General features: G+C 65.6%; 26 protein-coding genes and 1 riboswitch. Of the genes, 12 read left to right on the forward strand and 14 right to left on the reverse strand.

What is annotated here, in order from left to right; translation table 11 throughout:
• The first annotated feature begins 7 nt into the window (after positions 1 to 7).
• The 6 genes from ugpE (at position 8) to V8U06_RS20745 (ending at position 6765) form a co-directional block, all read left to right on the forward strand.
• Positions 8 to 850, forward strand: coding sequence for a sn-glycerol-3-phosphate ABC transporter permease UgpE (gene ugpE / locus V8U06_RS20720; RefSeq protein WP_226920862.1), 843 nt, complete (start codon positions 8 to 10; stop codon positions 848 to 850).
• A gap of 12 nt (positions 851 to 862) precedes the next feature.
• A complete protein-coding gene (locus tag V8U06_RS20725) occupies positions 863 to 1999 on the forward strand; it encodes a sn-glycerol-3-phosphate import ATP-binding protein UgpC (RefSeq protein ID WP_427142304.1) in 1137 nt (378 codons plus the stop codon).
• On the forward strand, positions 1996 to 2988 hold the full coding sequence (locus V8U06_RS20730) for an endonuclease/exonuclease/phosphatase family protein (protein ID WP_427142305.1): 993 nt from the start codon (positions 1996 to 1998) through the stop codon (positions 2986 to 2988). Before V8U06_RS20725 ends, V8U06_RS20730 begins: the two co-directional genes overlap by 4 nt.
• 60 nt (positions 2989 to 3048) lie before the next feature.
• On the forward strand, positions 3049 to 3993 hold the full coding sequence (gene gshB / locus V8U06_RS20735; RefSeq protein ID WP_427142306.1) for a glutathione synthase: 945 nt from the start codon (positions 3049 to 3051) through the stop codon (positions 3991 to 3993).
• 206 nt (positions 3994 to 4199) lie between these two features.
• The gene (locus tag V8U06_RS20740) at positions 4200 to 5732 is read left to right on the forward strand and encodes a YifB family Mg chelatase-like AAA ATPase (protein WP_427142307.1); all 1533 of its coding nucleotides are present in this window, start codon (positions 4200 to 4202) and stop codon (positions 5730 to 5732) included.
• A 136-nt stretch (positions 5733 to 5868) separates the two neighbouring features.
• Positions 5869 to 6765 (forward strand): hypothetical protein, encoded by an 897-nt coding sequence (locus V8U06_RS20745; RefSeq protein ID WP_427142308.1) that lies wholly within the window; start codon positions 5869 to 5871, stop codon positions 6763 to 6765.
• Between the two features lie 351 nt (positions 6766 to 7116).
• Here the strand turns inward: V8U06_RS20745 and V8U06_RS20750 are convergent, their stop codons facing one another.
• From V8U06_RS20750 to dut, 5 genes are all read right to left on the reverse strand, one after another.
• Positions 7117 to 7515, reverse strand: a complete 399-nt coding sequence (locus V8U06_RS20750) for a VOC family protein (RefSeq protein WP_427142309.1) — start codon at positions 7513 to 7515, stop codon at positions 7117 to 7119.
• Between the two features lie 230 nt (positions 7516 to 7745).
• On the reverse strand, positions 7746 to 8714 hold the full coding sequence (gene cysK / locus V8U06_RS20755; protein WP_427142310.1) for a cysteine synthase A: 969 nt from the start codon (positions 8712 to 8714) through the stop codon (positions 7746 to 7748).
• A gap of 127 nt (positions 8715 to 8841) precedes the next feature.
• Complete coding sequence (locus V8U06_RS20760) at positions 8842 to 9459, reverse strand: LysE family translocator (RefSeq protein ID WP_427142311.1); 618 nt, start codon at positions 9457 to 9459, stop codon at positions 8842 to 8844.
• A gap of 100 nt (positions 9460 to 9559) precedes the next feature.
• Complete coding sequence (locus V8U06_RS20765) at positions 9560 to 10441, reverse strand: GNAT family N-acetyltransferase (protein WP_427142312.1); 882 nt, start codon at positions 10439 to 10441, stop codon at positions 9560 to 9562.
• Positions 10442 to 10444: 3 nt separating this feature from the next.
• On the reverse strand, positions 10445 to 10906 hold the full coding sequence (dut, locus tag V8U06_RS20770; protein WP_427142313.1) for a dUTP diphosphatase: 462 nt from the start codon (positions 10904 to 10906) through the stop codon (positions 10445 to 10447).
• A 94-nt stretch (positions 10907 to 11000) separates the two neighbouring features.
• Between dut and V8U06_RS20775 the strand changes: the two genes are divergently transcribed.
• On the forward strand, positions 11001 to 12581 hold the full coding sequence (locus V8U06_RS20775; RefSeq protein ID WP_427142314.1) for a peptide chain release factor 3: 1581 nt from the start codon (positions 11001 to 11003) through the stop codon (positions 12579 to 12581).
• Positions 12582 to 12809: 228 nt separating this feature from the next.
• A riboswitch (TPP riboswitch) is annotated at positions 12810 to 12906 on the forward strand.
• Between the two features lie 40 nt (positions 12907 to 12946).
• Entirely contained in the window at positions 12947 to 13750 is an 804-nt protein-coding gene (gene thiD / locus V8U06_RS20780; RefSeq protein ID WP_427142315.1) for a bifunctional hydroxymethylpyrimidine kinase/phosphomethylpyrimidine kinase, read from the forward strand.
• A gap of 3 nt (positions 13751 to 13753) precedes the next feature.
• On the opposite strand, the gene V8U06_RS20785 is transcribed toward thiD, so the two are convergent.
• From V8U06_RS20785 to V8U06_RS20800, 4 genes are all read right to left on the reverse strand, one after another.
• Positions 13754 to 14368 carry a LysE family translocator gene (locus V8U06_RS20785; protein WP_427142316.1) on the reverse strand — a complete coding sequence of 205 codons (615 nt, stop codon included), beginning with the start codon at positions 14366 to 14368 and terminating at the stop codon, positions 13754 to 13756.
• Positions 14369 to 14443: 75 nt separating this feature from the next.
• Complete coding sequence (locus V8U06_RS20790) at positions 14444 to 15244, reverse strand: AraC family transcriptional regulator (RefSeq protein ID WP_427142317.1); 801 nt, start codon at positions 15242 to 15244, stop codon at positions 14444 to 14446.
• A gap of 3 nt (positions 15245 to 15247) precedes the next feature.
• The gene (locus tag V8U06_RS20795; protein WP_427142318.1) at positions 15248 to 15652 is read right to left on the reverse strand and encodes a GFA family protein; all 405 of its coding nucleotides are present in this window, start codon (positions 15650 to 15652) and stop codon (positions 15248 to 15250) included.
• A gap of 55 nt (positions 15653 to 15707) precedes the next feature.
• A complete protein-coding gene (locus V8U06_RS20800; protein ID WP_427142319.1) occupies positions 15708 to 16619 on the reverse strand; it encodes a pirin family protein in 912 nt (303 codons plus the stop codon).
• Between the two features lie 274 nt (positions 16620 to 16893).
• Between V8U06_RS20800 and V8U06_RS20805 the strand changes: the two genes are divergently transcribed.
• Entirely contained in the window at positions 16894 to 17715 is an 822-nt protein-coding gene (locus V8U06_RS20805; protein ID WP_226920833.1) for a class II glutamine amidotransferase, read from the forward strand.
• On the opposite strand, the gene coaBC is transcribed toward V8U06_RS20805, so the two are convergent.
• The 5 genes from coaBC to ubiE all read right to left on the reverse strand — a co-directional run bounded on the left by coaBC (position 17708) and on the right by ubiE (position 22608).
• On the reverse strand, positions 17708 to 18913 hold the full coding sequence (gene coaBC, locus V8U06_RS20810; protein ID WP_427142365.1) for a bifunctional phosphopantothenoylcysteine decarboxylase/phosphopantothenate--cysteine ligase CoaBC: 1206 nt from the start codon (positions 18911 to 18913) through the stop codon (positions 17708 to 17710). The genes V8U06_RS20805 and coaBC overlap by 8 nt on opposite strands.
• Positions 18914 to 19019: 106 nt before the next feature.
• Positions 19020 to 19238 (reverse strand): hypothetical protein, encoded by a 219-nt coding sequence (locus V8U06_RS20815; protein WP_427142320.1) that lies wholly within the window; start codon positions 19236 to 19238, stop codon positions 19020 to 19022.
• 131 nt (positions 19239 to 19369) lie between these two features.
• Positions 19370 to 20173: a potassium channel family protein gene (locus V8U06_RS20820; RefSeq protein WP_427142321.1), complete on the reverse strand. Its 804-nt coding sequence runs from the start codon at positions 20171 to 20173 to the stop codon at positions 19370 to 19372.
• Positions 20174 to 20219: 46 nt separating this feature from the next.
• On the reverse strand, positions 20220 to 21794 hold the full coding sequence (ubiB, locus tag V8U06_RS20825; protein WP_427142322.1) for a 2-polyprenylphenol 6-hydroxylase: 1575 nt from the start codon (positions 21792 to 21794) through the stop codon (positions 20220 to 20222).
• Between the two features lie 37 nt (positions 21795 to 21831).
• Positions 21832 to 22608, reverse strand: a complete 777-nt coding sequence (gene ubiE, locus V8U06_RS20830) for a bifunctional demethylmenaquinone methyltransferase/2-methoxy-6-polyprenyl-1,4-benzoquinol methylase UbiE (RefSeq protein ID WP_427142323.1) — start codon at positions 22606 to 22608, stop codon at positions 21832 to 21834.
• Positions 22609 to 22787: 179 nt separating this feature from the next.
• Here ubiE and mutM point away from each other — a divergent pair, with 179 nt between their 5' ends.
• From mutM to rpsT, 3 genes are all read left to right on the forward strand, one after another.
• Positions 22788 to 23675 carry a bifunctional DNA-formamidopyrimidine glycosylase/DNA-(apurinic or apyrimidinic site) lyase gene (gene mutM / locus V8U06_RS20835; RefSeq protein WP_427142324.1) on the forward strand — a complete coding sequence of 296 codons (888 nt, stop codon included), beginning with the start codon at positions 22788 to 22790 and terminating at the stop codon, positions 23673 to 23675.
• Positions 23676 to 23702: 27 nt separating this feature from the next.
• On the forward strand, positions 23703 to 24476 hold the full coding sequence (locus V8U06_RS20840; RefSeq protein ID WP_427142325.1) for an enoyl-CoA hydratase: 774 nt from the start codon (positions 23703 to 23705) through the stop codon (positions 24474 to 24476).
• A 191-nt stretch (positions 24477 to 24667) separates the two neighbouring features.
• Entirely contained in the window at positions 24668 to 24934 is a 267-nt protein-coding gene (gene rpsT / locus V8U06_RS20845) for a 30S ribosomal protein S20 (RefSeq protein WP_226920817.1), read from the forward strand.
• The last annotated feature ends 347 nt before the right edge of the window (positions 24935 to 25281 follow it).

Genomic DNA, 25281 nt, shown 5'->3' on the forward strand with positions numbered 1-25281 from the left:
GCCCGCCATGAACCGCATCCGTCTTTTCGATCATCTCGTCCTCATGCTCGGCGTCTTCGTCATGGTGGCGCCCGTGGTCGTCGCCTTCATGACCTCGACCCACGAGGCCGCCGACATTCACCGCAACGGCCTGTCGCTGACCTGGGGTGGTCATTTCACCGAGACCTACACCACCGTGCTGACGCGCAAGGGCGGCTTTACCGGCGAGATCACCGGCGCGCGCATGATCTGGAATTCGCTGATCCTCGGCATCGGCTTTGCTGCCGGCAAGATCGTCCTGTCGATGCTTGCCGCCTATGCCATCGTCTATTTCCGCTTCCGGCTCGGCACGCTGTTCTTCTGGATGATCTTCACCACGCTGCTTTTGCCGCTCGAGGTGCGCATCGTTCCCTCCTACGAGGTGATGAACAAGCTCTCGCTGACCAACACCTATACCGGCCTCATCGTGCCGCTCCTGGCATCGGCCACCGGCACCTTCTTCTTCCGTCAGTTCTTCAAGTCCGTGCCGGAGGAACTGCTGGAGGCTGCGCGCATCGACGGGGCGGGGCCGTTCAAGTTCTTCATCGACGTCCTGGTGCCGCTCTCGCGGACCATGATCGCCGCCATCTTCATCATCATGTTCGTCTACGGCTGGAACCAGTATCTCTGGCCGACGCTGATGACCACCGATGAGCGTTTCTTCACGCTGGTGCGCGGCATCAAGCAGATCCTGCTCGTCTGGGTCGGCTCCAACATTCCCGATTATAACGAGGCCTTTGCGCTGGCGATCCTCGCCATGCTGCCGCCGGTCATGATCGTGCTGATCTTCCAGCGGTGGTTCATCAAGGGCCTTACCGAAAGCGACAAATAGGAGTTTCGTCCCATGGCATCCATCGGCATCAAGGGCGTATCCAAGATCTACAATGGCGGCGTCACCGCGGTCAGCGCCGTCGATATCGACATCGCGGACGGCGAGTTCATCGTGCTCGTCGGCCCCTCGGGCTGCGGAAAATCGACACTGCTGCGCATGGTCGCCGGGCTGGAGACGATCAGCAAGGGCGAGGTCTCCATCGGGGGCCGCGTGGTCAACGACGTCGATCCCGCCGACCGCGACATCGCGATGGTGTTCCAGAACTACGCGCTCTACCCGCACATGACGGTCTACGAGAACCTCGCCTATGGCCTGAAGAACCGCGGCACGCCGAAGGCCGAGATCGACGCCCGCGTGGCGGAGGCCGCCCGCATGCTCGAGCTCCAGCCCTATCTGGAACGAAAGCCTCGCGCCCTCTCCGGCGGTCAGCGCCAGCGCGTCGCCATGGGGCGTGCCATCGTGCGCAAGCCCTCGGCCTTCCTCTTCGACGAGCCGCTGTCCAACCTCGATGCCAAGCTGCGCGTCTCCATGCGTGGCGAAATCAAGCGCCTGCAGCGCCGCGTCGGCACCACCTCGCTCTACGTGACGCACGACCAGCTCGAAGCCATGACGCTCGCCGACCGTCTCGTCGTGCTCTCGGGTGGCAGGATCGAGCAGATCGGCCGCCCGCTCGATGTCTACCACCGCCCGGCGACGACCTTCGTCGCCAGCTTCATCGGCTCGCCGGCCATGAACCTCGTCGCCGGCGAGCTGCACGGCAACAGGCTCGCGCTCGGCCCGGCGATCATCGACCTCGGACCGGCCGTGCCGACGCAGGGCGCCCTGACCGTTGGCCTGCGCGCCGAGGACCTGCGCCTTCATGCAGGCTCGGACGGCGCCATGCCCTTCCGCATCGACTATGTCGAGGAACTGGGCGCGCAGCGCCTCGTCCATGGTCTCGTCGGCGATCAGCCGCTCACCGTGGCCGTCTCCTCGGAAATCCCGCTGCCGGAAACCGCTTCGCTCTCCATCGCACCCTCCAGGCTGCATTTCTTCGACACGGCCAGCGGCCGCCGCATCGATTGGGCCAGCGAGGATATGAGCGCTGACCGGGACGCGGAACAGGGCGCGGTCACGGCCGTTCCCCATCTGGAGGTCGCCGCATCATGATCCGCACCACCGTCGAACGTCTCGCCGCCCCGAGCCCGGAAGACCGCGCCGCCATCGCCACGCTGGAAAGGTCCATCGACGCGCACGATGCGCGCATGGCGGACCTGCCCTGCATGAATGCGGTGGAAACCGGCGGCCGCGCCGAACGCGCCGAACCGCTGCCATTCCCCTTCACGGTGGCCGCCTGGAACCTGGAACGCTGCCTCTTCCCGCTGCAGAGCGCCGAGCATCTCGGTGCGACGGGTGCGGAAATCGTGCTGCTCTCCGAGATGGACGACGGCATGGCCCGCACGCGCCAGGCCCACACCACGGCCGATCTCGCGGACGAACTGGGCATGGCCTATCTCTACGGCGTCGAATTCATCGAGCTCGGCCTCGGCTCGCAGACCGAGCGGGAATTCTGCAAGGACGATTTCAACCGGCGCGGCCTGCACGGCAACGGCCTGCTCTCCACCGTGCCGCTGCACCAGCCCTTTCTCCTGCGGCTTCACGGCGAACGCCTGTGGTTCACAGGCGAGGTCGACCAGCCACGCCTTGGCGAACGCATGGCGATCGGCGGCACGATCAACACGGCATCCGGCCCGCTGGTCCTCGTCTCCACGCATCTGGAAAGCGCCACCACCGCCGCCTATCGCGAGCGTCAGGTGGTCGGCCTCATCGATGCCCTCGATGCGGCCTTCCCCGGCCGGCCGATCCTCATCGGCGGCGATCTCAACACCGGCAACCACGCGGATGGCGATTTCGAGGCGGAGGGCCTCTTCGCCCGCGCCGCCGAGCGCGGCTTCACCCGCCACGGCGGCCCGCTCGACGTCATGACCACGCGCCCGAGCCTCATCACGCGCTGGCCCGACCGGGCGATGAAGCTCGACTGGTTTTTGTCGCGCGGCCTTGCCGTCTCGGGGGTGGAGATCGTCTCCTCGCTCTCGCCGACGGGCAAGCCGCTTTCGGACCACGACATGATCACCTGCCGCATCGACGGCTTTGCCTGAGACCGTTGCCATAGCGCCTGACGCATCCTAAATGTGTCGGGCATTCCTAGGGGACTTTTCATGGCAAAGATCAAGAACGTCGCGGTCCAGATGGACCATGTGTCGACCATCAATATCGCGGGCGATTCCACCTTCGCCATGAGCATCGAGGCGCAGAGCCGCGGCTACAAGCTCTTCCACTATACGCCCGATCGCCTGAGCCTGCGCGACGGCACGGTCTATGCCACCGTCGAGCCGATGGAACTGCGCGACGTCAAGGGCGACCACTACACGCTGGGCGCGGCCGAGCGCATCGATCTTTCGACGATGGACGTGGTGCTGCTGCGCCAGGACCCGCCTTTCGACATGTCCTACATCACCTCCACGCATCTGCTCGAGCGCATCCATCCCAAGACCCTCGTCGTCAACGACCCGGCCTGGGTGCGCAACTCGCCGGAAAAGATCTTCGTCACTGAATTCGCCGATCTGATGCCGGCAACCCTCATCACCCGCGACCCGGCCGAAATCCGCCGCTTCCGCGACGAGATGGGCGACATGATCCTGAAGCCGCTCTACGGCAATGGCGGCGCCGGCGTCTTCCATTCCACCAAGGACGACCGCAACCTTTCCTCGCTGCTCGAAATGTTCGGCCAGATGTTCCGCGAGCCCTTCATCGCCCAGCAGTACCTGCCGGACGTGCGCAAGGGCGACAAGCGCATCATCCTCATCGACGGCGAGCCGGTCGGCGCGATCAACCGCGTGCCCGCCGAACATGACGCCCGCTCCAACATGCATGTCGGCGGCCGGGCGGAGGCGACCGAACTCACCGCACGGGAGAAGGAAATCTGCGCCCGCATCGGTCCGGCGCTGCGGGAGCGGGGCTTCATCTTCGTCGGCATCGACGTCATCGGCGACTACATGACCGAGATCAACGTGACGTCGCCCACAGGCATCCGCGAGGTCAAGAAATTCGGCGGCGCCGATATCGCGGCCCTTCTGTGGGACGCCATCGAAAAGAAGCGCTGAGCGCCCATCTGTAAGCGTGCGGGACGTCCGTCGCTGACGTCTCGCCCTTCGTTCCCGTGACACAATCAATGCCATCGCTGCGCGGGAGATCTTCCGCGCAGGTTCTATGATTGTTCTTGTTTCATTCCGTAATTCGTGCCAGATTTGACTTGCAACCCAAGGGCGGCGTCTGCGGCCGCCCTCAGTCAGGGCGGGCGGGGACGGTCATGGTGGCACGGGTCGGTACAATTGCGTTTCAGGGCATCGAGGGCGTACCCGTCGACGTTCAGGTCATGGTGGCGCCCGGCAAGGTCGGCATGCAGGTCGTCGGCCTTCCCGACAAGGCGGTCGCCGAAAGCCGGGAGCGGGTTCAGGCCGCGCTGCATGCCTCCGGTCTCTCGCTGCCGCCCAAGCGCGTGACGATCAATCTCGCGCCCGCCGACCTTCCCAAGGAAGGCAGCCACTACGATCTTGCCATCGCCCTCGGTCTCATGGTGGCGCTCGGCGCGGTGCCGGGCGATGCGCTGGAGGACTATCTTGTCATCGGCGAACTCAATCTCGACGGCACGATCGCGCCGGTCGCCGGCGCACTGCCCGCCGCCATGGGCGCCAATGCGCTCGAAAAGGGCCTGATCTGCCCGGCGGAGAACGGCGCGGAAGCCGCCTGGGCGGGCGGCGAGATCGATATCCTCGCCCCGCGCAGCCTCATCGCCCTTGCCAACCATTTCAAGGGCACGCAGGTTCTTTCGCGCCCGACGCCGGCGATCCGTGCACCGGCGGGAGATCTGCCGGACCTCGCGGATATTCGCGGTCAGGAAAGCGCCAAGCGCGCGCTGGAGGTTGCCGCCGCCGGAAACCATAATTTGCTGATGGTCGGCCCGCCGGGATCGGGCAAATCCATGCTCGCGGCGCGGCTTGCCGCCATCCTGCCGCCGCTCTCGCCGATGGAACTGCTTGAAGTCTCGATGATCCATTCCATCGCCGGCCAGCTTTCGGGCGGCCGCCTGTCGGATCGCCGGCCCTTTCGCACGCCGCACCATTCGGCGACCATGGCGGCGCTTATCGGCGGCGGGCCGCGCGCAAGGCCCGGCGAGGTCTCGCTCGCCCATAACGGCGTGCTCTTTCTCGACGAACTGCCGGAGTTCACGCCGCAGGCGCTCGATGCCTTGCGCCAGCCGCTCGAGACCGGCGAATGCATCATCGCGCGCGCCAATCACCGCGTCAGCTATCCCGCCGCCGTCCAGCTCGTCGCGGCGATGAATCCCTGCCGTTGCGGCATGGCGGGCGAGCCGGGCCGAAGCTGCGCCCGTGGCCCGCGCTGCATGAGCGATTATCAGGCCCGCGTCTCCGGCCCGCTGATGGACCGCATCGATATTCGCATCGACGTGCCGGCCGTTTCGGCGGCGGACCTTATCCGTCCCATGGCCGCCGAGACGAGCGAGACCGTCGCCCGCCGCGTCGCAAGGGCGCGCGCCCTGCAGGTCGATCGCTACGCACGCCTCGGCATGGCGTCGGTCACCAGCAATGCCCGCGCCTCGACCGCGCTCGTCGAAAAGGTGGCCGAGCCCGATCCCGGCGGGCTCCAGCTTCTGCGCGATGCGGCAGAGAAGATGCGCTTTTCCGCCCGCGGCTATCACCGCGTCCTCAAGGTTGCCCGCACCCTTGCCGATCTCGACGAGGCAGCTGTCGTCGGCCGCATCCATCTCGCCGAGGCGATCTCCTACCGCATCGCCGGCGAGCGGCTGGTTGCCGTGGCGTAACTCCGCTTTGGAAATGGCTTGGCCCTGTTGCGGAAGTGACCGGGCTGGATGTTGCTCTCCATTTTGCGAGGGATTCCCATGCCTTGCACTTTTTATATGTGAGTTTTACTACAATCCTACGTAGAGGGGGCTGGGCATGGAAGCATACGCTTATCAACTGCTGACAATTGGACAATTTGCTTCGCTTGCATTGTCGTGGGTGATCATGACGGTGTCCGCTGCGGCTGCTGTCGCGCTAACAAAATCGCAGTGGAAGCTGGGTCGGGCAGGTTATTTTTTGTCGATGGGGTTCATTGTTCTATTGACAGTAATACCTAACTTTCTGCTGCTTTATACAGCGGAAGCAATAAAGAATGAACATCTCGCTTTACTCGTTGGTGCGATCTATGGTGCCTTGGTTCCGATTGGCGGCCTCGCTGGTATTTTTGCAGCGGCGCGATCGATGGACGCGCATGGTACGAGAGAAAAATGGGTCTTGGGTTTCATTCCCATTGTGAATCTATTTCTGCTCTTCGCTCAGCCGATGGCTTCTTCAAAAAAAGGTTTTGTTAAATTACTTGGGGCGGTCGCTACGGTGATCCTTGGATTCGCGCTGATGTTTGCTGGAAAGAGTCTTGAGAGCGTAGCGAAGCAAAATATTCAGCGTGTCGACGCGAGTACTCAGGACGATGTAGCGCTTGTGGCGAAGAAGATGGCATACGAGGCTAAAAATAAAGGTCTGGAAAAATACTTAAAAGAAATAGCAAATGCAGTTCCTGTTCCGGAGAAAATCGATAGTATCACGACGCTTACTGCCTTGAAGGCAGAGGGTAATGCGTTGAAATATACCTATGAAATTTCGGGGGCAGATTTTAAGTTCGATAAGGCCTGGAAGGATCTTATGATGAGTCGGTGGTGCGCACCAGAAGTGTTCAAGCCGATGTTTGATATTGGTGCGTTGGTGACAGGGCACTACGTCGATACGAAAGGCAATACTCTAGCCGAAATCTCCGTGAGCCCCTCGCTCTGCGACGTGTGGCGGCTCAATCGATAAAGGGCCGGTGAAAGTAGATGCGGTAACGACCCTTACGGGGGCCTCCTACGCGTCAAAAACCTACAGTTACCACTATACTGTATCCGTAATTCTGCATGATCTATGGAAGGACGTCGTGAAAACAAATTTTGCAAATCTTCCGAAATGAAGCAATTGACGGAGCTCGGTTTGACTGTCCGTGGGGTCTATACTTTGGAAAATGGCGCTCCGGTTGGGGAGGTTTCCATAGACAAGACGGCATGCCCCGCACCTTAGGATTGATGGAGTATCTTACGGATCGTTTCAATCCTTATGGGGCTGAGCTGGTTGGACGCCGCACAGTCCCCGGCCCCGCAATAGGAGAGCGGACGGTCAGGTAGGCTCCTTGCAGACGGCTTTGATCCGGTGTCCATCGGGGTCGATGACGAAGGCGGCGTAGTAGGTCGGGCCATAGGCGAGGCGCAGCCCCGGCGCGCCGTTGTCGGTGCCGCCGGCGGCAAGGGCCGCCTCGTGGAAGGCATCGACGGCCTTTCGGCTCGGCGCGGCGAAAGCGATGTGGAAGCCGGGGCCGGGCGCGCGGGCGGCATCGCCGCAGTGCTTGAGGGCCAGCTTGTCGCCACCGCCCGGCAATCCATAGCCAACGGCCTGGTCCGGTTCGCCGGGCCGAAGATCGGACCAGACGCGGACAAAGCCGAGCGGTGCGAGGGTCGCATCGTAGAACCGTGTTGCGTGTTCGATATCGCGGACGCCGAAGGAGATGTGGTGCAGCATGGCGTGATCCGGGAAGAGGCAGCTTAACCACCGGAGGAAATCAGGGGCACGGCGAGCGGTGTTCGCTCCCCTCCGTCGTCGGGACACGGTACGGCTGCGACGAAGCGGAGGGATATCCGCTTGCCTCCTCGCTCAATTTCGCGCGCCCGCTTTTGGCCGGCGAACGGCAGATATACTGCGCTCCCGCAGGAAGATCCGTGGCGCGGTGGGCTGCGCCACGGACCGCGAACTCAGCCGCCGAGGCCGTCGAAGAGGGCGGTGGACAGATAACGTTCGGCGAAGGAGGGGATGATGACGACGATGGTCTTGCCGGCATTTTCCGGACGGCTGCCCACCCTGGCGGCGGCGGTCAGCGCGGCGCCGGAGGAAATGCCGACCGGCACGCCTTCGAGGCGGGCGACGAGGCGGGCATTCTCGAAGGCTTCGTCATTGGTGACCGTGACGATCTCGTCATAGATCGCGGTGTCGAGCACGGCAGGTGCGAAGCCCGCGCCGATGCCCTGGATCTTGTGCGGGCCGGGATTGCCGCCCGAGAGCACCGGGCTGTCGGCGGGTTCGACGGCGATGACCTTGAGGCCGGGCTTGCGTGCTTTCAGCACCTGGCCCGCGCCGGTGATCGTGCCGCCGGTGCCGATGCCGGACACGAAGATATCGACCGCGCCGTCGGTGTCGTTCCAGATTTCTTCCGCCGTCGTGCGGCGGTGGATGTCCGGATTGGCCGGGTTCTCGAATTGCTGGGGAATGACGGCGCCCGGGATGTCGGCGGCCAGTTCTTCCGCCTTGGCGATGGCGCCCTTCATGCCCTTCGGCCCCTCGGTCAGCACCAGTTCGGCGCCCAGCAGCACCAGCATCTTGCGTCGTTCGGCCGACATGGTCTCCGGCATGGTGAGGATGAGGCGGTAGCCCTTCGCGGCGGCGGCGAAGGCGAGCGCGATGCCCGTATTGCCCGAGGTCGGCTCGACCAGCGTGGACTGGCCGGGCGTGATCTTGCCCGCCGCTTCCAGCGCCTCGATCATCGCGACGCCGATGCGGTCCTTCACCGAGGCGATCGGATTGAAGAATTCGAGCTTGGCGAGAAGGTTGGCCTGGACGCCCTTTTCCTTCGCGAACTTGTCGAGCCGCACGATGGGCGTATCGCCGATGGTTTCGGTGATGGAGGCGTAGATACGGCCGCGGCCGGGTTTGCGGGTGTCGGTCATCAGGGGCTCCCTCGGTTCTCGTTGCTGAGAACATAGGAAGGAATGCACGCTTAGACGAGTCCGGATTTTGCGGCAAAAGCGCCGCGGGTGGAAGAATTTGGCCGCCGCTTCACCGCGACGGTGCAATTCACGCCGCGCGCGTGGCGATATAGGCGGCCGTACCGGCGAGAATGCCGGCGGCGACGCGGTTCATCCGCTGCAGCGCCTTCGGCTGCTTGAGCAAATGCCGGGCGCGCGCGGCGAGCGCCATATAGGGAACGAGCACCGCGAGCAGCACCACGAAGGTGGCGGCCAGCAGCAGGCCGTAATCCCGAAGGCCGATCGTGTCGAGGTCGACCAGCGTCGGCACGAGGGCGACGTAGAAGAGCATGGTCTTCGGGTTGCCGAGCGTCACGAAGAGGCCGGAGAGGAAGGACATGGTCATGCTGGTCGAACGCTGCGCCTCGATGGTCTGTGGTATCAGGCCCGTCGTCCAGAGCTTCCAGGCGATGTAGACGAGGTAGAGCGCCCCGGCGATCTTGATCAGCGCGAAGGCGGTGGTGAAGGTCTGGGCGATGAAGGCAAGGCCAAGGATGACGGCGGTGAGGTACACCATGTCGCCGAGGATGAGACCCAGTCCCATGAAGAAGGTGGGCCGGAAGCCGGAGCCGAGCGCGCGGGCGACGATGGCCGTGACGCCGGGGCCGGGGATGATGGCGGCAATGAACAGCGCGCCGCTATAGGCAAGAAGGACGGCAAGGGTCATGGATCGGCTCCTCGAAGGCCTTGTTCTACGCCCGTCCATCCTCGGCGGCAATGCCCGGGGCTCCGCGGCGCATGGCGGCGGAGGCCCGGTGCTCCATGGTTCAGAATTCGGCCATCGGTGGCAGGGCGAAAGGATGCTGTGGCAGGAGGCCGTCCGGCGCCCGCAGCATCAGAACCATCTCGCCCGCATCGGCAACGGCCTCGCCCGTCCAGCCGAGCCTGTCCGGCGCAAAGTGCACGATGACGCGCGATGGCGCGATCCGCAGGCTCGCGAGGATATCCGCAAGGCTGGGAAGATCCGGGCCGGCAATATCGAGCAGTTCGAAAAGTCCTTCCTCCTCCATTCTCCAGGCGACGGCAGCCTCGCCCACGAGGTCCAGTCGCAGGTCCGGCATCAGGGACGCGTTGAAGAGGAACATCGCCCGCTGGCGGAGCGGCGCGAAGCGCGCGGAGACCGGCTGCCGTTCGTCCAGCAGCCGGGTCACCGCCGCGATGTCGTCCGCCTTGCCGATGTCGAGCCGCCGCGTCGGTGCCGCCTCACCGCCCATGGGCGCAGGACCGGAAAAACGATACTGCGCCACGGGGCGAAAGCCATGGCGGGTATAGAGATCGGGCGTATCGGTGAGCAGCGCGACGGCTTCAAAGCCCTCGTCGTCGCAATGGCGAAGCGCCGCTTCCATCACGTCGCGGTAGAGACCCTGCCCGCGATGATCCGGCCGTACCGCGCCCGATTGCAGGCCGGCGGCCTGAACGACCGCGCCATCCACGACGAGGGGCAGGGAAAAGGCGGTGATGTTGGCGATGCAGGCGCCGGCCGCATCGAACCATGCGAAGGGCACGCTCGACGGATCCGGTCCGCCCAGCCGGTCCATCACGGTCACATCGATGTCGAAGACCGCCTCCAGCAGGCCGGCGAGCGCACGCCAGGCGGCGGGGTCGTCGAAATAGCGGGAACGGAAGGTGAGGCCTCTGCGCTCGGGCATGCCTTAGCGCACGCCGGTGGAGCCGAAGCCGCCGGCCCCGCGGGTGGTCTCGCCGGCCTCTGCCGTCTCCTGCACGGCGACCTGCGTCACCGGCGCGATGACCATCTGGGCGATGCGCATGCCGCGTTCGATGACGAAGGGCTCCTCGCCGAGATTGACCAGCAGCACCTTCACCTCGCCGCGATAGTCGCTGTCGACGGTGCCGGGCGTGTTGAGGCAGGTGATGCCGTGCTTGAAGGCAAGGCCGGAGCGGGGCCGTATCTGGCCCTCGTAGCCGTGGGGAATTTCGAAGATGAAGCCGGTCGGCACCAGCGCGCGCGCACCGGGCGCCAGCGTCAGCGGGGCTTCGGTGGAAACGGCGGCGCGCAGGTCCATGCCGGCCGCGCCGGCGGTCTCGTAGGCGGGAAGGGCGATGGCTTCGCCATGGGCGAGGCGGATGAGGGCGAGTGTGGGCTGGGAGATCATGGGCCCATAAGCCGAACCGCCTGTCCGCCCGTCAATTGCATCTTCGGGGCGGAGCCTGTAAAGACCGCGGCAACTCACAGGATATTGCTTGAACATGGCCGAAACCCTTGCCGAGGCGGTCTCCCGCCGCCGCACCTTCGCGATCATCGCGCACCCGGACGCCGGTAAAACCACGCTCACCGAAAAGCTGCTGCTCTTCGGCGGCGCCATCCAGCTCGCCGGCGAAGTCAAGGCGAAGAAGGATCGCATCCAGACCCGTTCGGACTGGATGAAGATCGAGCGCGAGCGCGGCATCTCGGTCGTCACCTCGGTGATGACCTTCGAGTATGACGGCAACGTCTTCAACATTCTCGACACGCCCGGCCACGAAGACTTCGCGGACGACACCTATCGCACGCTGACGGCGGTGGATGCGGCCGTCATGGTCATCGACGCCGCCAAGGGTATCGAGCCGCGCACGCTGAAGCTGTTCGAGGTCTGCCGCCTGCGCGACATTCCGATCATCACCTTCGTCAACAAGATGGACCGCGAAAGCCGCGATCCCTTCGAGATCCTCGACGAAGTGGAAGAAAAGCTCGCCCTCGACACGGCGCCGGTCACCTGGCCGGTCGGCCGCTCCAAGACCTTCTGCGGCTCCTACCACCTTTCCGACCGCACCTTCCGCGGCTCGGACACGCAGGTCCAGCCGACGAAGATCGACGACGCCGCGGAAGTGGCCAAGCACCTGCCGGAAAACGAGCGCGCGGCCTTCATCGAGGAGATGGAACTGGCGCGCGAGGCCTGCCGGCCATTCGACCGCGAGGCCTTCCTCGAGGGGCATATGACGCCGGTCTTCTTCGGCTCGGCCCTCAGGAATTTCGGTGTGCGCGATCTCATCAACGCGCTCGGCGCCTTCGCGCCGCCGCCGCGCGACCAGGTGGCGGATATCCGCAAGGTCCATGCGGCGGAAGACAGGATGACGGCCTTCGTCTTCAAGATCCAGGCCAACATGGACCCGAACCACCGCGACCGCATCGCCTTCGCCCGTGTCTGCTCCGGCATGCTGGAGCGCGGCATGAAGGTGCGCCTTGCTCGCACCGGCAAGACCATCGGCCTTTCGGCGCCGCAGTTCTTCTTCGCCTCGCAGCGCCAGCTCGCCGATACGGCCTATGCCGGTGACGTGGTGGGCATTCCCAACCATGGCACGCTGCGCATCGGCGATACGCTGACGGAAGGCGAGGCGCTGGTCTTCGAAGGCGTGCCGAATTTCGCGCCGGAAATCCTGCGCCGCGTGCGACTCGAGGACGCCATGAAGGCCAAGAAGCTGAAGGAAGCGCTCCAGCAGATGGCGGAAGAGGGCGTCGTGCAGCTCTTCTCGCCGGAAGACGGTTCGCCCGCCATCGTCGGCGTCGTCGGCGCGCTGCAGCTCGACGTTCTGAAGGAACGGCTTTCGGCGGAATACGGCCTGCCCGTGTCCTTCGAAATGTCGCGCTTCTCCGTCTGCCGCTGGATTTCCTCCGACAATGCGGGCGAACTCGACAAGTTCGTCACCCAGCGCCGCGGCGATATCGCCCGCGACCTCGATGGCGACCCGGTCTTCCTCGCGCAGGACGCCTTCTCGCTGCGCTACGAGGCGGAACGCTATCCGGCAATCAAGATGGTCGCCATCAAGGAATATCACGTCACCAAGGCGTGACGGCGGGGGCATTTGCCCCCCTTCTGCCCTTCGGCCCCCTTCTCCCCACAGGTGGGGGATGGGACCGTGCCGCGTTTCCAGATTGCCACGGCGTGGCGCGCTGCCATTCTCTCGCAGCCGCCGCGTCGGCGGTTTGCCGGCATCGACGGGCAGAATGAGCCGGCGCGCTTGCGGGAATTGGCCCCCGCCACTTTCGACGTGACAGCCTGCCCCGCATCTGCCAAAACCATCCCGAGACAGGGGCGTCCGCCGGAAGGCGGGCTGAGAAGCACCCTTTGAACCTGAACCGGATCATGCCGGCGGAGGGAGTCCACGGGTGCCGCATCGCCGCTGCCCGAAGGCCGCCTCCGCCCGAAGGAGGCGCGATGGCCATTGCAAACAGTCTTTCGATCGCGGGCTCGGACCCGTCCGGCGGCGCGGGCATCCAGGCCGATCTCAAGACCTTCGCCGCCTGCGGCACCTATGGCATGGCCGTGCTGACGGCGTTGACGGCGCAGAACACGCAGGGCGTTTCCGGCGTGCACCTCGTGCCGCCCGCCTTCGTTGCCGCGCAGATCGCCGATGTCTTTCGCGACGTGCGTGTCGATGCGGTGAAGATCGGCATGATCGCCTCGGCGGAGATCGCCGTCGCCGTGGCCGATGCCCTGTCGCCCCATCGCGGCGTGCCCGTCGTGCTGGATCCCGTCATGGTGGCCAAGGGCGGCGCCTCGCTTCTGGCGCGGGAGGCGGTCGCAGCGCTTGTCGGCCGGTTGCTGCCGCTTGCGACGGTGCTGACGCCGAACCTGCCGGAAGCCGCAGTGCTGCTGGGCGAGGCGGAGGCGGTCGACCGCGCGGCCATGGCGGATCAGGCGCGGCGCCTTCTCGCGCTCGGCCCGATGGCGGTGCTGCTGAAGGGTGGGCATCTGCCGGGCGCCGAAAGCCCGGACGTGCTGGCGACGCCGGAGGGACTTTCGTGGTTCGAGGGCGTGCGCGTCCTGACGCGCAACACCCATGGCACCGGCTGCTCGCTGTCGAGCGCCCTTGCCGCGGAGCTCGGCAAGGGGCGGCCGCTTGCCGACGCGGCGGCGGCGGCGAAGCGCTTCGTCGCCGGCGCGGTGCGGGCCTCCGATGCGCTGTCCGTCGGCAGCGGCCACGGGCCGCTCCACCATTTCCACGCGCTGTGGACGTGACCGTCAGCGATCGGCAAGCGCCAGCCGCAGGCCCATCAGCCCGAGTGCGGCGGCAAAGCTGCGCTGCGTCCAGACCATGATCTTCGGCCGGCTCAGCACCTGCTGGCGCAGGCCCGCCGCGAGCCCGGCATAGAGCGCGAAGACGAGAAAGGTCAGCAGCATGAAGACGCCGCCGAGGAGGAGCATCTGTCCCGTTGCGCCGGTGGCGCTTGCCGGTACGAATTGCGGGAGGAAGGCCAGGAAGAACAGCGAGAGCTTCGGATTGAAGATATTGGTGAGGATGCCCTTGCGCACGATGCGCAGCGCCTTTTCCGCCGGCGCCTCCTGGGGGCCGAGGTCCAGCGCATTGCTCTCGCGCAGCAGGCTCCAGGCGATGAAGAGCAGATAGGCGACGCCGATATAGCGCAGCACCTCGAAGGCGAGCGCGCTGGCATGCAGGAGAGCGGCAAGGCCGACGACGCTGGCGAGGATATGCGGGACGATGCCGAGCGTGCAGCCGAAGGCGGCAAGCAGCCCGGCGCGAAAGCCGCCGCTGATGCCGAGCGCCAGCGTATAGATCACGCCGGTGCCCGGCAGCAGGATGACGACGAGCGAGGTGATGAGGAATTCAAGTGTCATGGCGGGTTCCCAGATGCCGAAAGAACGGCAGGAAACACCGCGCGCTGGGCCTGGGTCTTGAACGAAATTGCGCTGTCAGACGAGGGCGGCGAGATAGGCGCCGGGCGTATAGCCGTAGCGGCGCGTGAAGTTGCGCGTCATGTGGCTCTGGTCGGCAAAGCCCGCCGTGATGGCGGCGTCGGCAAGCGGCGTGCCGCCGCCAATTAGCCGGCGGGCAAGCTCCGTGCGGCGTTGCAGCAGGTAGGCATGCGGCGTGAGACCCGTCGCGCGGGCGAAATCGCGCAGCAGCCGGAAACGCCCGAGACCGCAATCGGCGGCAAGGCTCTCCAGCGTGACGGCCGAGGCTGGGCTGCTGTCGAGCCGTTCCCGGGCGCGCGCGACGGCGGATGCGGCGACGCCCTCCCGTCGCGGCTTCTGCTCGCGCAGGACTGCGGCGAGCAGCAGGAAAAGGCGCTCATCGCGTCCGAGCGGCCCGGTGCGCTCGTCCGTCAGGGCGTCGAGCGTTGCTGCAACGAGCCCGGCGATGCGCCCGTCCGCCAGCACCGGCGCATGAAATTCCTCGCGCGGCCGGCCCTCGAAGATATCCTCGGCGGCCGCCGCGACGACGGTGGGCTGCAGGTAGAGCATGCGCCAGGCGCGCGGCGCATCGCCGATGGGCGCCCCGTCATGCACCTCGCCAGGATTGACGGTGATGGTGTCGCCAGCCGCGGCCTCGACCTGACCGCGCCCGCTCGCCGATCTCTGCGCGCCGCGCTCGACCACGCCGATGCCATAGGTCTCGTGCGTGTGGCGCGCGAAGGCATGGCGGCTGTCGGCGAAGACCGCTTCGATGCCGTCGATGCCCGTTCTGCAGATGCGGAAACGGCCTGACGCCATGGCTCAGTCCCTGGGCTTGCCGGGCAGCGCGGCCGTCTCGCCGAACCAGTCCGTGGCGGATGCGCACCAGATCTGGCGCACGGGCCTCAGGTGGGCGCGCTGGTTGATGCTGCCCCAGCGGATGCCCCAGGTCTCGGCATCGTCCCCCGTGCCGGTGGCGAAGAGCGGCGATCCGCATTCGGGACAGAAATACTGCAGCCGCTGGCGGCCGTTCTCGGCGGTCTTGGTGTAGAGTTGCGGCGGGTTGCCGGTAAGGTGCACGGCCGCACGCGGCACGGTGGCGGTCACCCGGTAGGGTGAGCCGGTCAGCCGCTGGCAATCCGCGCAGTGGCAGATGGAGACTGCCCCGGGGTCGATTTCGGCCTCGTAGGTCACGAAGCCGCAATGGCACTGCCCGTCGATGCGCATATGCAATCCTTCCGCCGCAGGGTACGGCGGAAGGATAGGGTTTCATGGGCCAGCGTCAATGCGCCGGCTTGATGAAGGTGCCGTTGCGCAGTTCGCGCATCGCCTGCTGCAATTCGGCCTGCGTGTTCATCACGATCGGGCCATGCCAGGCGACGGGCTCCTCGATCGGCTTGCCGGAGACGAGCAGGAACCGGATGCCCTTCTCGCCCGCCTGCACCGTCACTTCGTCGCCGGTGTCGAAGACGACGAGCGTGCGGTTGCCGGAGAGGTCGCGGATGTTCAGCTCCTCGCCCTCATATTCCTTCTCCACCTTCACGCCGAAGGGTTTCGAAGCGTCGCGGAACGTGCCGGATCCGGCGAAGATATAGGCGAAGGCCGACCGGTAGGTGTCGACCGGCAGGCGCTTCGTCTTGCCCGGCGGCACGGAAATGTCGAGATAGACGGGCTCGGCGGCGATGCCGTCGACCGGGCCGGTCTTGCCCCAGAAGCTGCCGGCGATGATGCGCGCTGCCGTGCCGTCGTCATCGACGACGACGGGGATGTCGGCGGACTTGATGTCCTGGTAGCGCGGCGCGGTCATCTTCAGCGACGAGGGCAGGTTGGCCCAGAGCTGGAAGCCGTGCATCTTGCCGGCAAAGTCGCCGCGCGGCATCTCCTGGTGCAGGATGCCGCTGCCGGCGGTCATCCACTGCACGTCGCCGGCGCCCATCACGCCGTGATTGCCGAGGCTGTCGCCGTGTTCGACGGTGCCGGCCAGCACATAGGTGATGGTCTCGATGCCGCGATGCGGGTGCCAGGGGAAGCCGCGGATATAGTCCTGCGGATCGTCGTTGCGGAAATCGTCCATCATCAGGAAGGGGTCGGTCATCGACGGATCGCCGAAACCGAAGACGCGGTGCAGCTTGACGCCGGCGCCTTCCATGGCGGGACGGGCGATGCTTTCGTGTTTTACGGGGCGTATGGACATGGCTGGGTCCTTTCGACTGGGTTGCTTGCAGCCCTTATACGCCGTGGCCATTGTTCACGAAATCGGGCCGGTTTGAAACGCAGTGTTCACAAAACAATGTTCCGCCGGAAACTGCCCGGTTTTCTGCCCGTCATCATAATGACACGCATGGTTTCGGCCCGTTTACATTCGTTAACGCATTTTTACCCATTTGCGTTGAAAATCCGGGCAGTGCCATGGTTAATGCGTCGGATCAAACACCGGTTTCCACCGGTCCTTTCAAGCGGGAAGTGTCATGTGCCGTTGGGCAGCCTATCGCGGAGAGCCGCTTTATCTCGAGGAACTCGTCTCCTCGCCCGCCCACTCGCTGATCGAACAATCCCACTGCGCCACCCGCGCCAAGACGGCCACCAATGGCGACGGCTTCGGCATCGCCTGGTACGGCGAACGGCCGGAGCCCGGCCGCTACCGTGACATCCTGCCCGCCTGGTCGGACTGCAATCTCCGGAGCATCGCCCGCCAGGTCCGCTCGCCGCTCTTCCTTGCCCATGTGCGCGCCGCGACCGGCGGCGGCACGCGGCGCGACAATTGCCATCCCTTCGTGCATGGCGTCTGGTCCTTCATGCACAACGGCCAGATCGCCGATTTCGAGCATCTCTGCCGCCCGCTCGAAACCATGCTCGACAACGATCTCTATCACGCCCGGACCGGCTCGACGGATTCGGAGCTGCTCTTCCTGCTTGCCCTGCAGTTCGGTCTCGCCCGCGATCCGCTCGGCGCGATGGCCGAGACGATCGCCTTCGTCGAGCGTCTCGCCGCGCATCTGGAGCGTCGCGTTCTGGTGCGCTTCACGGCGGCCTTCTCCGATGGCGATCAGCTTTATGCGGTGCGCTACGCCACCGACTTCAAGGCGCCGACGCTTTATGCCGCGCCGATGGGGGAAACCGGCGGCTACTGCCTCGTGTCCGAACCGCTGAACGACGATACGGAAGCCTGGGTGGAAATCCCCGACGGCAGCGCCGTCGTGCTGGGGGAAAACGGCGTCGACATGCGCATCTTCTCGCCCGCCGGCCGCCCGGCCGGCGCGATGGAAGCCAAGCTCGCCCTCGTCAAGTAAGCCGCGCCGCGATCCACGCCGCAAGACGGTCCGCAACCGCATCCTTCGACAGATCGGGCCATTGCTCGATGCCGGCGGCGGTGATCAGCTTCACGCTGTTATGCGTGCCGCCCATGATGCCGGTCTCGGGAGAGACGTCGTTGGCGACGATGACGTCGGCCCCCTTCTTCTGAAGCTTCACACGGCCGTTGGTCTCGACGTCCTGCGTCTCGGCGGCAAAGCCGACGACGACCTTCGGGCGCTGCGCGTGATGGCCGATGGTCTTCAGGATATCGGGGTTTTCCGCGAGCAGCAGCGGCGGCGGGCCTTCGCCCGGCTTCTTCTTGATCTTCTCCGTGTTCGCCGTCGCCACGCGCCAGTCGGCGACGGCCGCGACCATGACGGCGATATCCGCCGGCAGCGCGCCGAGCACGGCCTGCAGCATCTCTTCCGCCCGCTCGACCCTGATGACATCAACCCCCTTGGGATCGGGCAGCGTGACGGGGCCGGAGACGAGCGTCACGTCGGCGCCGAGCCGGGCGAGGGCGGCCGCGATGGCGTGGCCCTGCCGGCCGGAGGAACGGTTGGCGATGTAGCGCACCGGGTCGATCGGCTCATGCGTCGGGCCGGAGGTGACGATGGCGGTGCGGCCGGCAAGCGGTTTCGCCCCGCCGTCCAGAAGGCCTTCCACGGCGGCGACGATCTCCAGCGGCTCGGCCATGCGTCCAAGGCCGGCCTCGCCGCCTTCCGCCATCTCGCCGGCATTGGGGCCGACGAAGGAAAGCCCGTCCTTGCGCAGTGTCTCGACATTGCGGCGCGTCGCCGGATGCGCCCACATCTTCGGGTTCATGGCGGGGGCGACCAGCACCGGCCGGTCGGTGGCGAGCAGCACGGTGGAGGCAAGGTCGTCGGCATGGCCGTTTGCCATCTTGGCCATCAGGTCGGCCGTGGCGGGGGCGACGACGATGAGGTCGCAGTCGCGCGCCAGCCGGATATGGCCGACATCCTGCTCGTCCTCGCGGGAGAAGAGGTCCGTATAGACATGCCCCGCCGAAAGCGCGCCGACGGCAAGCGGCGTCACGAATTCCCGCGCGCCCGCCGTCATGACGGGCCGCACCTCCGCGCCGCGCTCGCGCAGGCGGCGGATGAGGTCGAGGCTCTTGTAGGCGGCGATGCCGCCGGAGATGACGAGAAGGATGCGTTTTCCTGCAAGCGGCATGGCGGGTCCCGGGCTCATGAGGCGCACGACCGGCCGAGGGAAGGGCGGTCATCCCGTCCTACCCCGTTGCCACGGCATTTCCAAGCCTTGTCGGGCGGCGGGCTGCCTAGCGGCAGACCTTCACCTTCTTGATGATGACGTTGCCATAGTAGTCGTGCTTCTTGATTTTCTTGAAGAAACACTTCGGCTTGTGGCCGTAGTAGTGGGTGGCGAGTTCGACAAGGCTCGTCTGCCGCAGCGATGTGGCGTCCGGCATGACGCCGGCGAAGGACGGTGCGACGAAGGATAAGGCTGCGATGGCGGAAACAAGCATGATCGTGCGCATGGACGGTCCCCTCTGGCCCTTGGTTGTGCGGTCTGCCCGGCGATCCCTCGGTCGATCCGGCATCGCTAAAGTAGCACGGTCCCGTCCAGGCGGGAACGGGCGGGACGGGGCAAGATGGGGCGGATTTGCGTTCAGGCGCCCTCGTCGGGAATGTTCAGGACATGGCCGCAGGCCTTGCAGTGCACGGCGTCGGCCTCGTGACGGGACAGGCCGCATTGCGGGCAGGGGAACGTCACCTTGTAGGGCCGGATGATCGCCTGCGCGAGCCGCACGAAAAGCGAGATGCCGATGATCATGGTGACGATGGCGGTGAGCTTGCCGAGCGTGCCGGGCAGGACGATATCGCCGAAGCCCGTCGTGGTGACGGTCGCGACGGAGAAATAGAGCGCGTCGACGAAGCCGGCAAAGCCCTCCGCGCCGTAGAAGAAATTGCTGTAGACGAAGCCGGTGACGAGGAAGAGGAAGACGAGGAAATTCACGCAGGCCTGGATGATGTCTTCCTTGTCGCCATGGCCGGTCCGCCGCAGCATCAGCGTTACCAGCTTGCTCTGGCTGATCGCCCAGATGCGCAGGACGCGCAGGAAGGCGAAGTTGTGCAGCTGGTTGGGAAAGAGCAGCGTGCCGAGGATGACGACGTCCACCCAGGTCATCGGCCGCATCGCCCAGTAGCGCAGGTTCGGCGCGATCAGCGCCCGCGCGCCGAGCTCGAAGGCGATGACGGCCGCGATGAGATAGTCGACGATGACATAGGCCGAGCCGGTGCGCAGGTAAGGCCCGGCGACGAAGAAGGCGAGCACCGCGACATCGACCAGCAGCATGCCGACCTGGAAGCGGATCGCCTCCCGGTCGCGTCCGAAATAGAGCCCGCGCAGCTGCCGGCGCGCCCGTTCGAGGAAGGGTTGCGGTTCGGCGATGCTGATCGGTTCTTCGCTCATGACGGGGAGACTAGCGCCGGGCCGGCGCCGGTCAAGCGGCGCGGGATCAGTGGAGCTTCCAGGCGATATAGACGAGCGTCGCCGCGATGACCCAGAGCGCGAGGCGGCCGGACCGGCTGTGGCGCGCCTCGGACCGGCCGATCGCCTCGGCGGTTTCCGCGTCGAAGCGCAGGCCGCGTTCCGCCATGGCGGTCAGGTCCTGCGAGAATTTTTCGGCCTTGGCCGCGATCTCCGGTGCCGCTTCCGCCAACCGGAGGGCGGCATGCGCGCCGTCGCGCAGGTCCGTCAGCAGCCGCTTGGGGCCGAGATTGTCGCGGATCCAGTCGCCGACGACCCCCTCGGAGGCCTTCCACATGTTGAAGCGCGGGTTCAGCGTGCGCGACACGCCCTCCACCACCACCATGGTCTTCTGCAGCATGACGAGTTCGGTGCGGGTCTCCATGTCGAAGAGTTCCGTCACCTCGAAAAGCAGGGTCAGCAGCTTGGCCATGGAGATCGTCTCGGCCGGCTGGCCGTGGATCGGCTCGCCGATGGCCCGGATCGCCTGGGCGAAGCTTGCCGTGTCGTGATGCGAGGGCACGTAGCCCGCCTCGAAATGCACATCGGCGACGCGCTGGTAGTCGCGCGTGATGAAGCCGTAGAGGATTTCGGCGAGGAAGCGGCGTTCCTTCTTGCCGAGCCGCCCGACGATGCCCATGTCGACCGCGACGATCACGCCCTGCGGATCGACGAAGAGATTGCCCTGGTGCATGTCGGCATGGAAGAAGCCGTCACGCAGCGTGTGGCGCAGGAAGGACTGGATCAGCGTGTCGGCGAGCCGGTCGAGATCGTGGCCGGCGGCGCGAAGCCCCTCGACGTCGGACATCTTGATGCCGTCGATCCATTCCATGGTGACGACGTCGCGCCCCGTGCGCTCCCAGTCGACCGTCGGCACGCGGAAGCCGGGATCGTCCCCGGTGTTCTCGCCGAGTTCGGACAGCGCGGCCGCTTCCAGCCGGAGGTCCATCTCGACCTTTGTCGTCTGCTCCAGCGTGCGCGTCACCTCCACCGGCTTCAGCCGGCGGGTGTTGGGCAGGATCTTCTCCTGCAGCCGCGAGGCGGCGTACATGGCTTCGAGATCGTGCGCGAAACGCTGGCGCACGCCGGGGCGGATGACCTTCACGGCAACCTGTCGCTCGCCATTGGCGTCGCGCACCGTGGCGGGATGGACCTGAGCGATGGAGGCGGCGGCGATGGGGTCGCCGAAGCTGGTATAGAGATCGGCGAGCGGCCGGCCGAGCGAGCCTTCGACCGTGGCGACGGCCGCCTCGCGCGGGAAGGTCGCCATGCGGTCCTGCAGGGCCGAAAGTTCGACGGCGATCTCCGCGCCCACCACGTCGGGGCGGGTCGCCAGGAACTGACCCATCTTCACATAGGAGGGGCCGAGGCGCTCGATGGCGCGGGCGAGATTGTCGCCGCGCCCCTTATGGGCGGACCGGCGGCGCGCGAAGAGGCCGGCGAAAGCCTGCGCCGTGCGGGCGAGCGGCGGCATGCCTTCGGCCGGCAGGGCCGAGACGACGCCCTCGCGCACGAGAACCCAGCCCACCCGGGCAAGGCGGAAATAGGCGCCGACAACGCTCATGCGGAAAGGCTGCGCAGGACGGAGAAAAGGGTCATGCTCAGAGCTTCCAGCCGGAGTGCAGCGCCGCGATGCCGCCGGTATAGTTGGTGTAGCTCACGCGCGAAAAACCGGCCGTGCGGATCATCGCGGCAAAATCCTCCTGGTTGGGGAACTTGCGGATGGATTCCACGAGATACTGATAGGGCTCGGCATCGCCGGTGATCATCTTGCCGAATTGCGGGATCGCCTTGAACGACCAGGTGTCATAGACTTTGTCGAGCAGTGGCATCTCCACCTCGGAGAATTCCAGCACGAGCAGCCGTCCACCGCGCTTCAGCACGCGATAGGCTTCCGACAGCGCCACGTCGATGCGCGGCACATTGCGGATGCCGAAGGCGATCGTATAGGCATCGAAGCTGCCGGACTCGAAGGGCAGGTCCTCGGCATTGGCCTCGACGAAGTCGAGATTGGCCGAAAGCCCCTTCTTCGCCGCGCGGTCCGCACCCACGCCGAGCATCGAGCCGTTGATGTCGAGCACGGTGGCGTGCGCCAGGCGGCCGGAGGCTTCCACGATGCGGAAGGCGATGTCGCCCGTGCCGCCGGCGACGTCCAGAACCCTGTAGGCCGCGTCCTTGCGCGGGTTGAGGCTCGCGATCATCGCGTCCTTCCAGGCCCGGTGCAGGCCCGCGGACATGACGTCGTTCATGATGTCGTAGCGCTTGGCGACCTTGTGGAACACGTCGTTGACGAGCGCCTGCTTCTCGCCTTCGCGCACCTCGCGGAAGCCGTAGGACGTTTCCATGCCGCCGTCTGCGGATGTGCGCTGTTCGGTCATCGTCGTCTCCATGGCGGTCTGTCGCAGGCACGTTACCGCAAAGACCATAGCGAATTGCCGCAGGCCACGCTATCTGAACACCACGCCCGCCGCTTCGCCGGGTATATAGGACATAGATTGCCGAGAGGGAAATGCCGCGCCGCGGCAAATGCGCCCAAGGTTAAGACGAGGAGCGGACAATGCCGGAATTGCCGGAAGTGGAAACGGTCAGGCGCGGCCTTGCGCCCGTCATGGAGGGATCGCGCATCCGCCGGGCGGAGTTGCGGCGCCCGGATCTGCGCTTTCCCTTCCCCCCGGCCTTTTCGCAGATGCTGGAAGGCCGCCGCGTCGTCTCGCTCGGCCGGCGCGCCAAGTATCTGCTGATCGACCTGGAGGGCGGCGACGTGGTCATCGCCCATCTCGGCATGTCCGGCTCCTTCCGGGTGGAAGGAGTGGAGACGGAAACGCCCGGCGACTTCCACATCCCGCGCAGCAAGGATGCAAGGCACGACCACGTGGTCTTCCATCTGGAAACGGCCGAGGGCGAGCGCCGCGTCGTCTACAACGATCCGCGCCGTTTCGGCTTCATGGACATCGCACGCCGCGAAGATCTCGCCGGCCACGCCTTCTTCCGCGATCTCGGCACGGAGCCGACCGGCAATGCGCTCGATGCCGACTATATCGCCGAAAAGTTCCGCGGCCGGCGCACGCCGCTGAAGGCCGCGCTGCTCGACCAGAAGAACATCGCGGGCCTCGGCAACATCTATGTCTGCGAGGCCCTGTGGCGCGCGCATCTGTCGCCGGAGCGGCTGGCCGGCACGCTGGTGACGGCTGCCGGCAAGCCGAAGAAGGAGCTGGTCGTCCTCACCGAGGCGATCCGGCAGGTGATCGCCGATGCCATCGAGGCGGGCGGCTCGACGCTGCGCGACCATATCCGCGCCGATGGCTCGCTCGGCTATTTCCAGCATTCCTTCTCGGTCTACGACCGCGAGGGGGAACCTTGCCGCACGCCCGGCTGCACGGGCACGATCGGCCGCATCGTGCAGAGCGGTCGGTCGACCTTCCATTGCGCCGTCTGCCAGAAATAGAATTGCCGAAACCAAGAGGAGAAAGACATGGCCCATGAAACCCTGCTGGTGGAGACGCGCGGGCGCGTCGGCCTCATCACGCTCAACCGGCCGCAGGCGCTGAATGCGCTGAACCGCCAGCTGCTCGACGAGTTGAAGGGCGTGCTCGCCGGGTTCGAGGCGGATGCCGGCATCGGCGCCATCGTCATCACCGGTTCGGAGAAGGCCTTCGCCGCCGGCGCCGACATCAAGGAGATGCAGCCCTACGGCTTCGCCGACGCCATGGTCGAGGACCTTGCCGCCGGCTGGGACGACGTCGCGGCCTGTCGCAAGCCGATGATCGCCGCCGTCAGCGGTTTCGCGCTCGGCGGCGGCTGCGAACTGGCCATGATGTGCGATTTCATCATCGCCTCGGAGACCGCCAGGTTCGGCCAGCCGGAGATCACCCTCGGCATCATTCCCGGCATGGGCGGCACGCAGCGCCTGACGCGCGCGCTCGGCAAGGCCAAGGCCATGGACCTCATTCTTACCGGCCGCATGATGGACGCCGCCGAGGCGGAGCGCTCCGGCCTCGTTGCCCGCATCGTCGCCCCGGAAAAGCTCCTGGACGAGGCGCTGGCGGCGGCGGAAAAGATCGCCGGCTTCTCCCTGCCCTCCACCATGATGGCGAAGGAGGCGGTCAGCCGCGCCCATGAGACCGTGTTGTCGGAAGGCATGCGCGCCGAGCGCCGGCTGTTCCATGCGCTCTTCGCCACGGAAGACCAGAAGGAGGGCATGGCGGCCTTCATCGAGAAGCGCAAGCCGGCTTTTCGCAACCGTTGATTCCGTCGGGCGGCGTTTCTTGCAGAATCCGCGTTGACGCCACCGTGGTTTCCAGCTATACGCCGCCCACAGTTTGGAAAGCCGAACTCCAGGGTTTTCCGATATTGCTCCCGAATTGCTTTGATGACAGGTCGCAGTGACCCGGCACGGCGAGGGTGGAGTTTGTGTCAGATTTCTGAAGAGAGACATAGATGGCAAATACAACCTCGGCAAAGAAGGCGACCCGCAAGATCGCCGCGCGCACCGCAGTCAACAAGTCGCGCCGCTCGCGCGTCCGCAACTTCATCCGCAAGGTCGAAGAAGCCATCGCCTCCGGCGACCAGGCTGTCGCCGCAGCCGCTCTGAAGGCTGCCCAGCCGGAACTGATGCGCGCCGCCACCAAGGGCGTCCTTCATGCCAACACGGCATCCCGCAAGGTCTCGCGTCTGGCGAACCGCGTGAAGACGATGTCGGCCTGATAGCCCATCGAGCTATGCAATATTAGAAAAAGCCCGGCGCTTGCGCCGGGCTTTTTCTTTGCTTTTTCGGCCCCGCTATGGTTAACGCGCAAGGCTCGATCGTGTCAAAAGCGTGACGGGGAAAATCCTTTAAATTCAGTTATTTGCGGGAGGTTGTCCCCCGTGCTCGCCCCTTTCGTTGCGGGAGTTTGACAGCAATTTGAGTCAAGCGAATTTTTATTTTTTTCGTTTTCCGGGCCGTCCGAAACCCACCCGAAAACAAAGCCATTGATTCCTAACGGATTCTCGTTGGAGGGCCTGAGTCCGAGTCAAAAACGGCCTTCCGAGTCAACGCCCGCCCCTTAATT

It is taken from the genome of Shinella sp. G-2, assembly GCF_050172695.1.
In the GTDB taxonomy this organism is placed as follows: domain Bacteria; phylum Pseudomonadota; class Alphaproteobacteria; order Rhizobiales; family Rhizobiaceae; genus Shinella.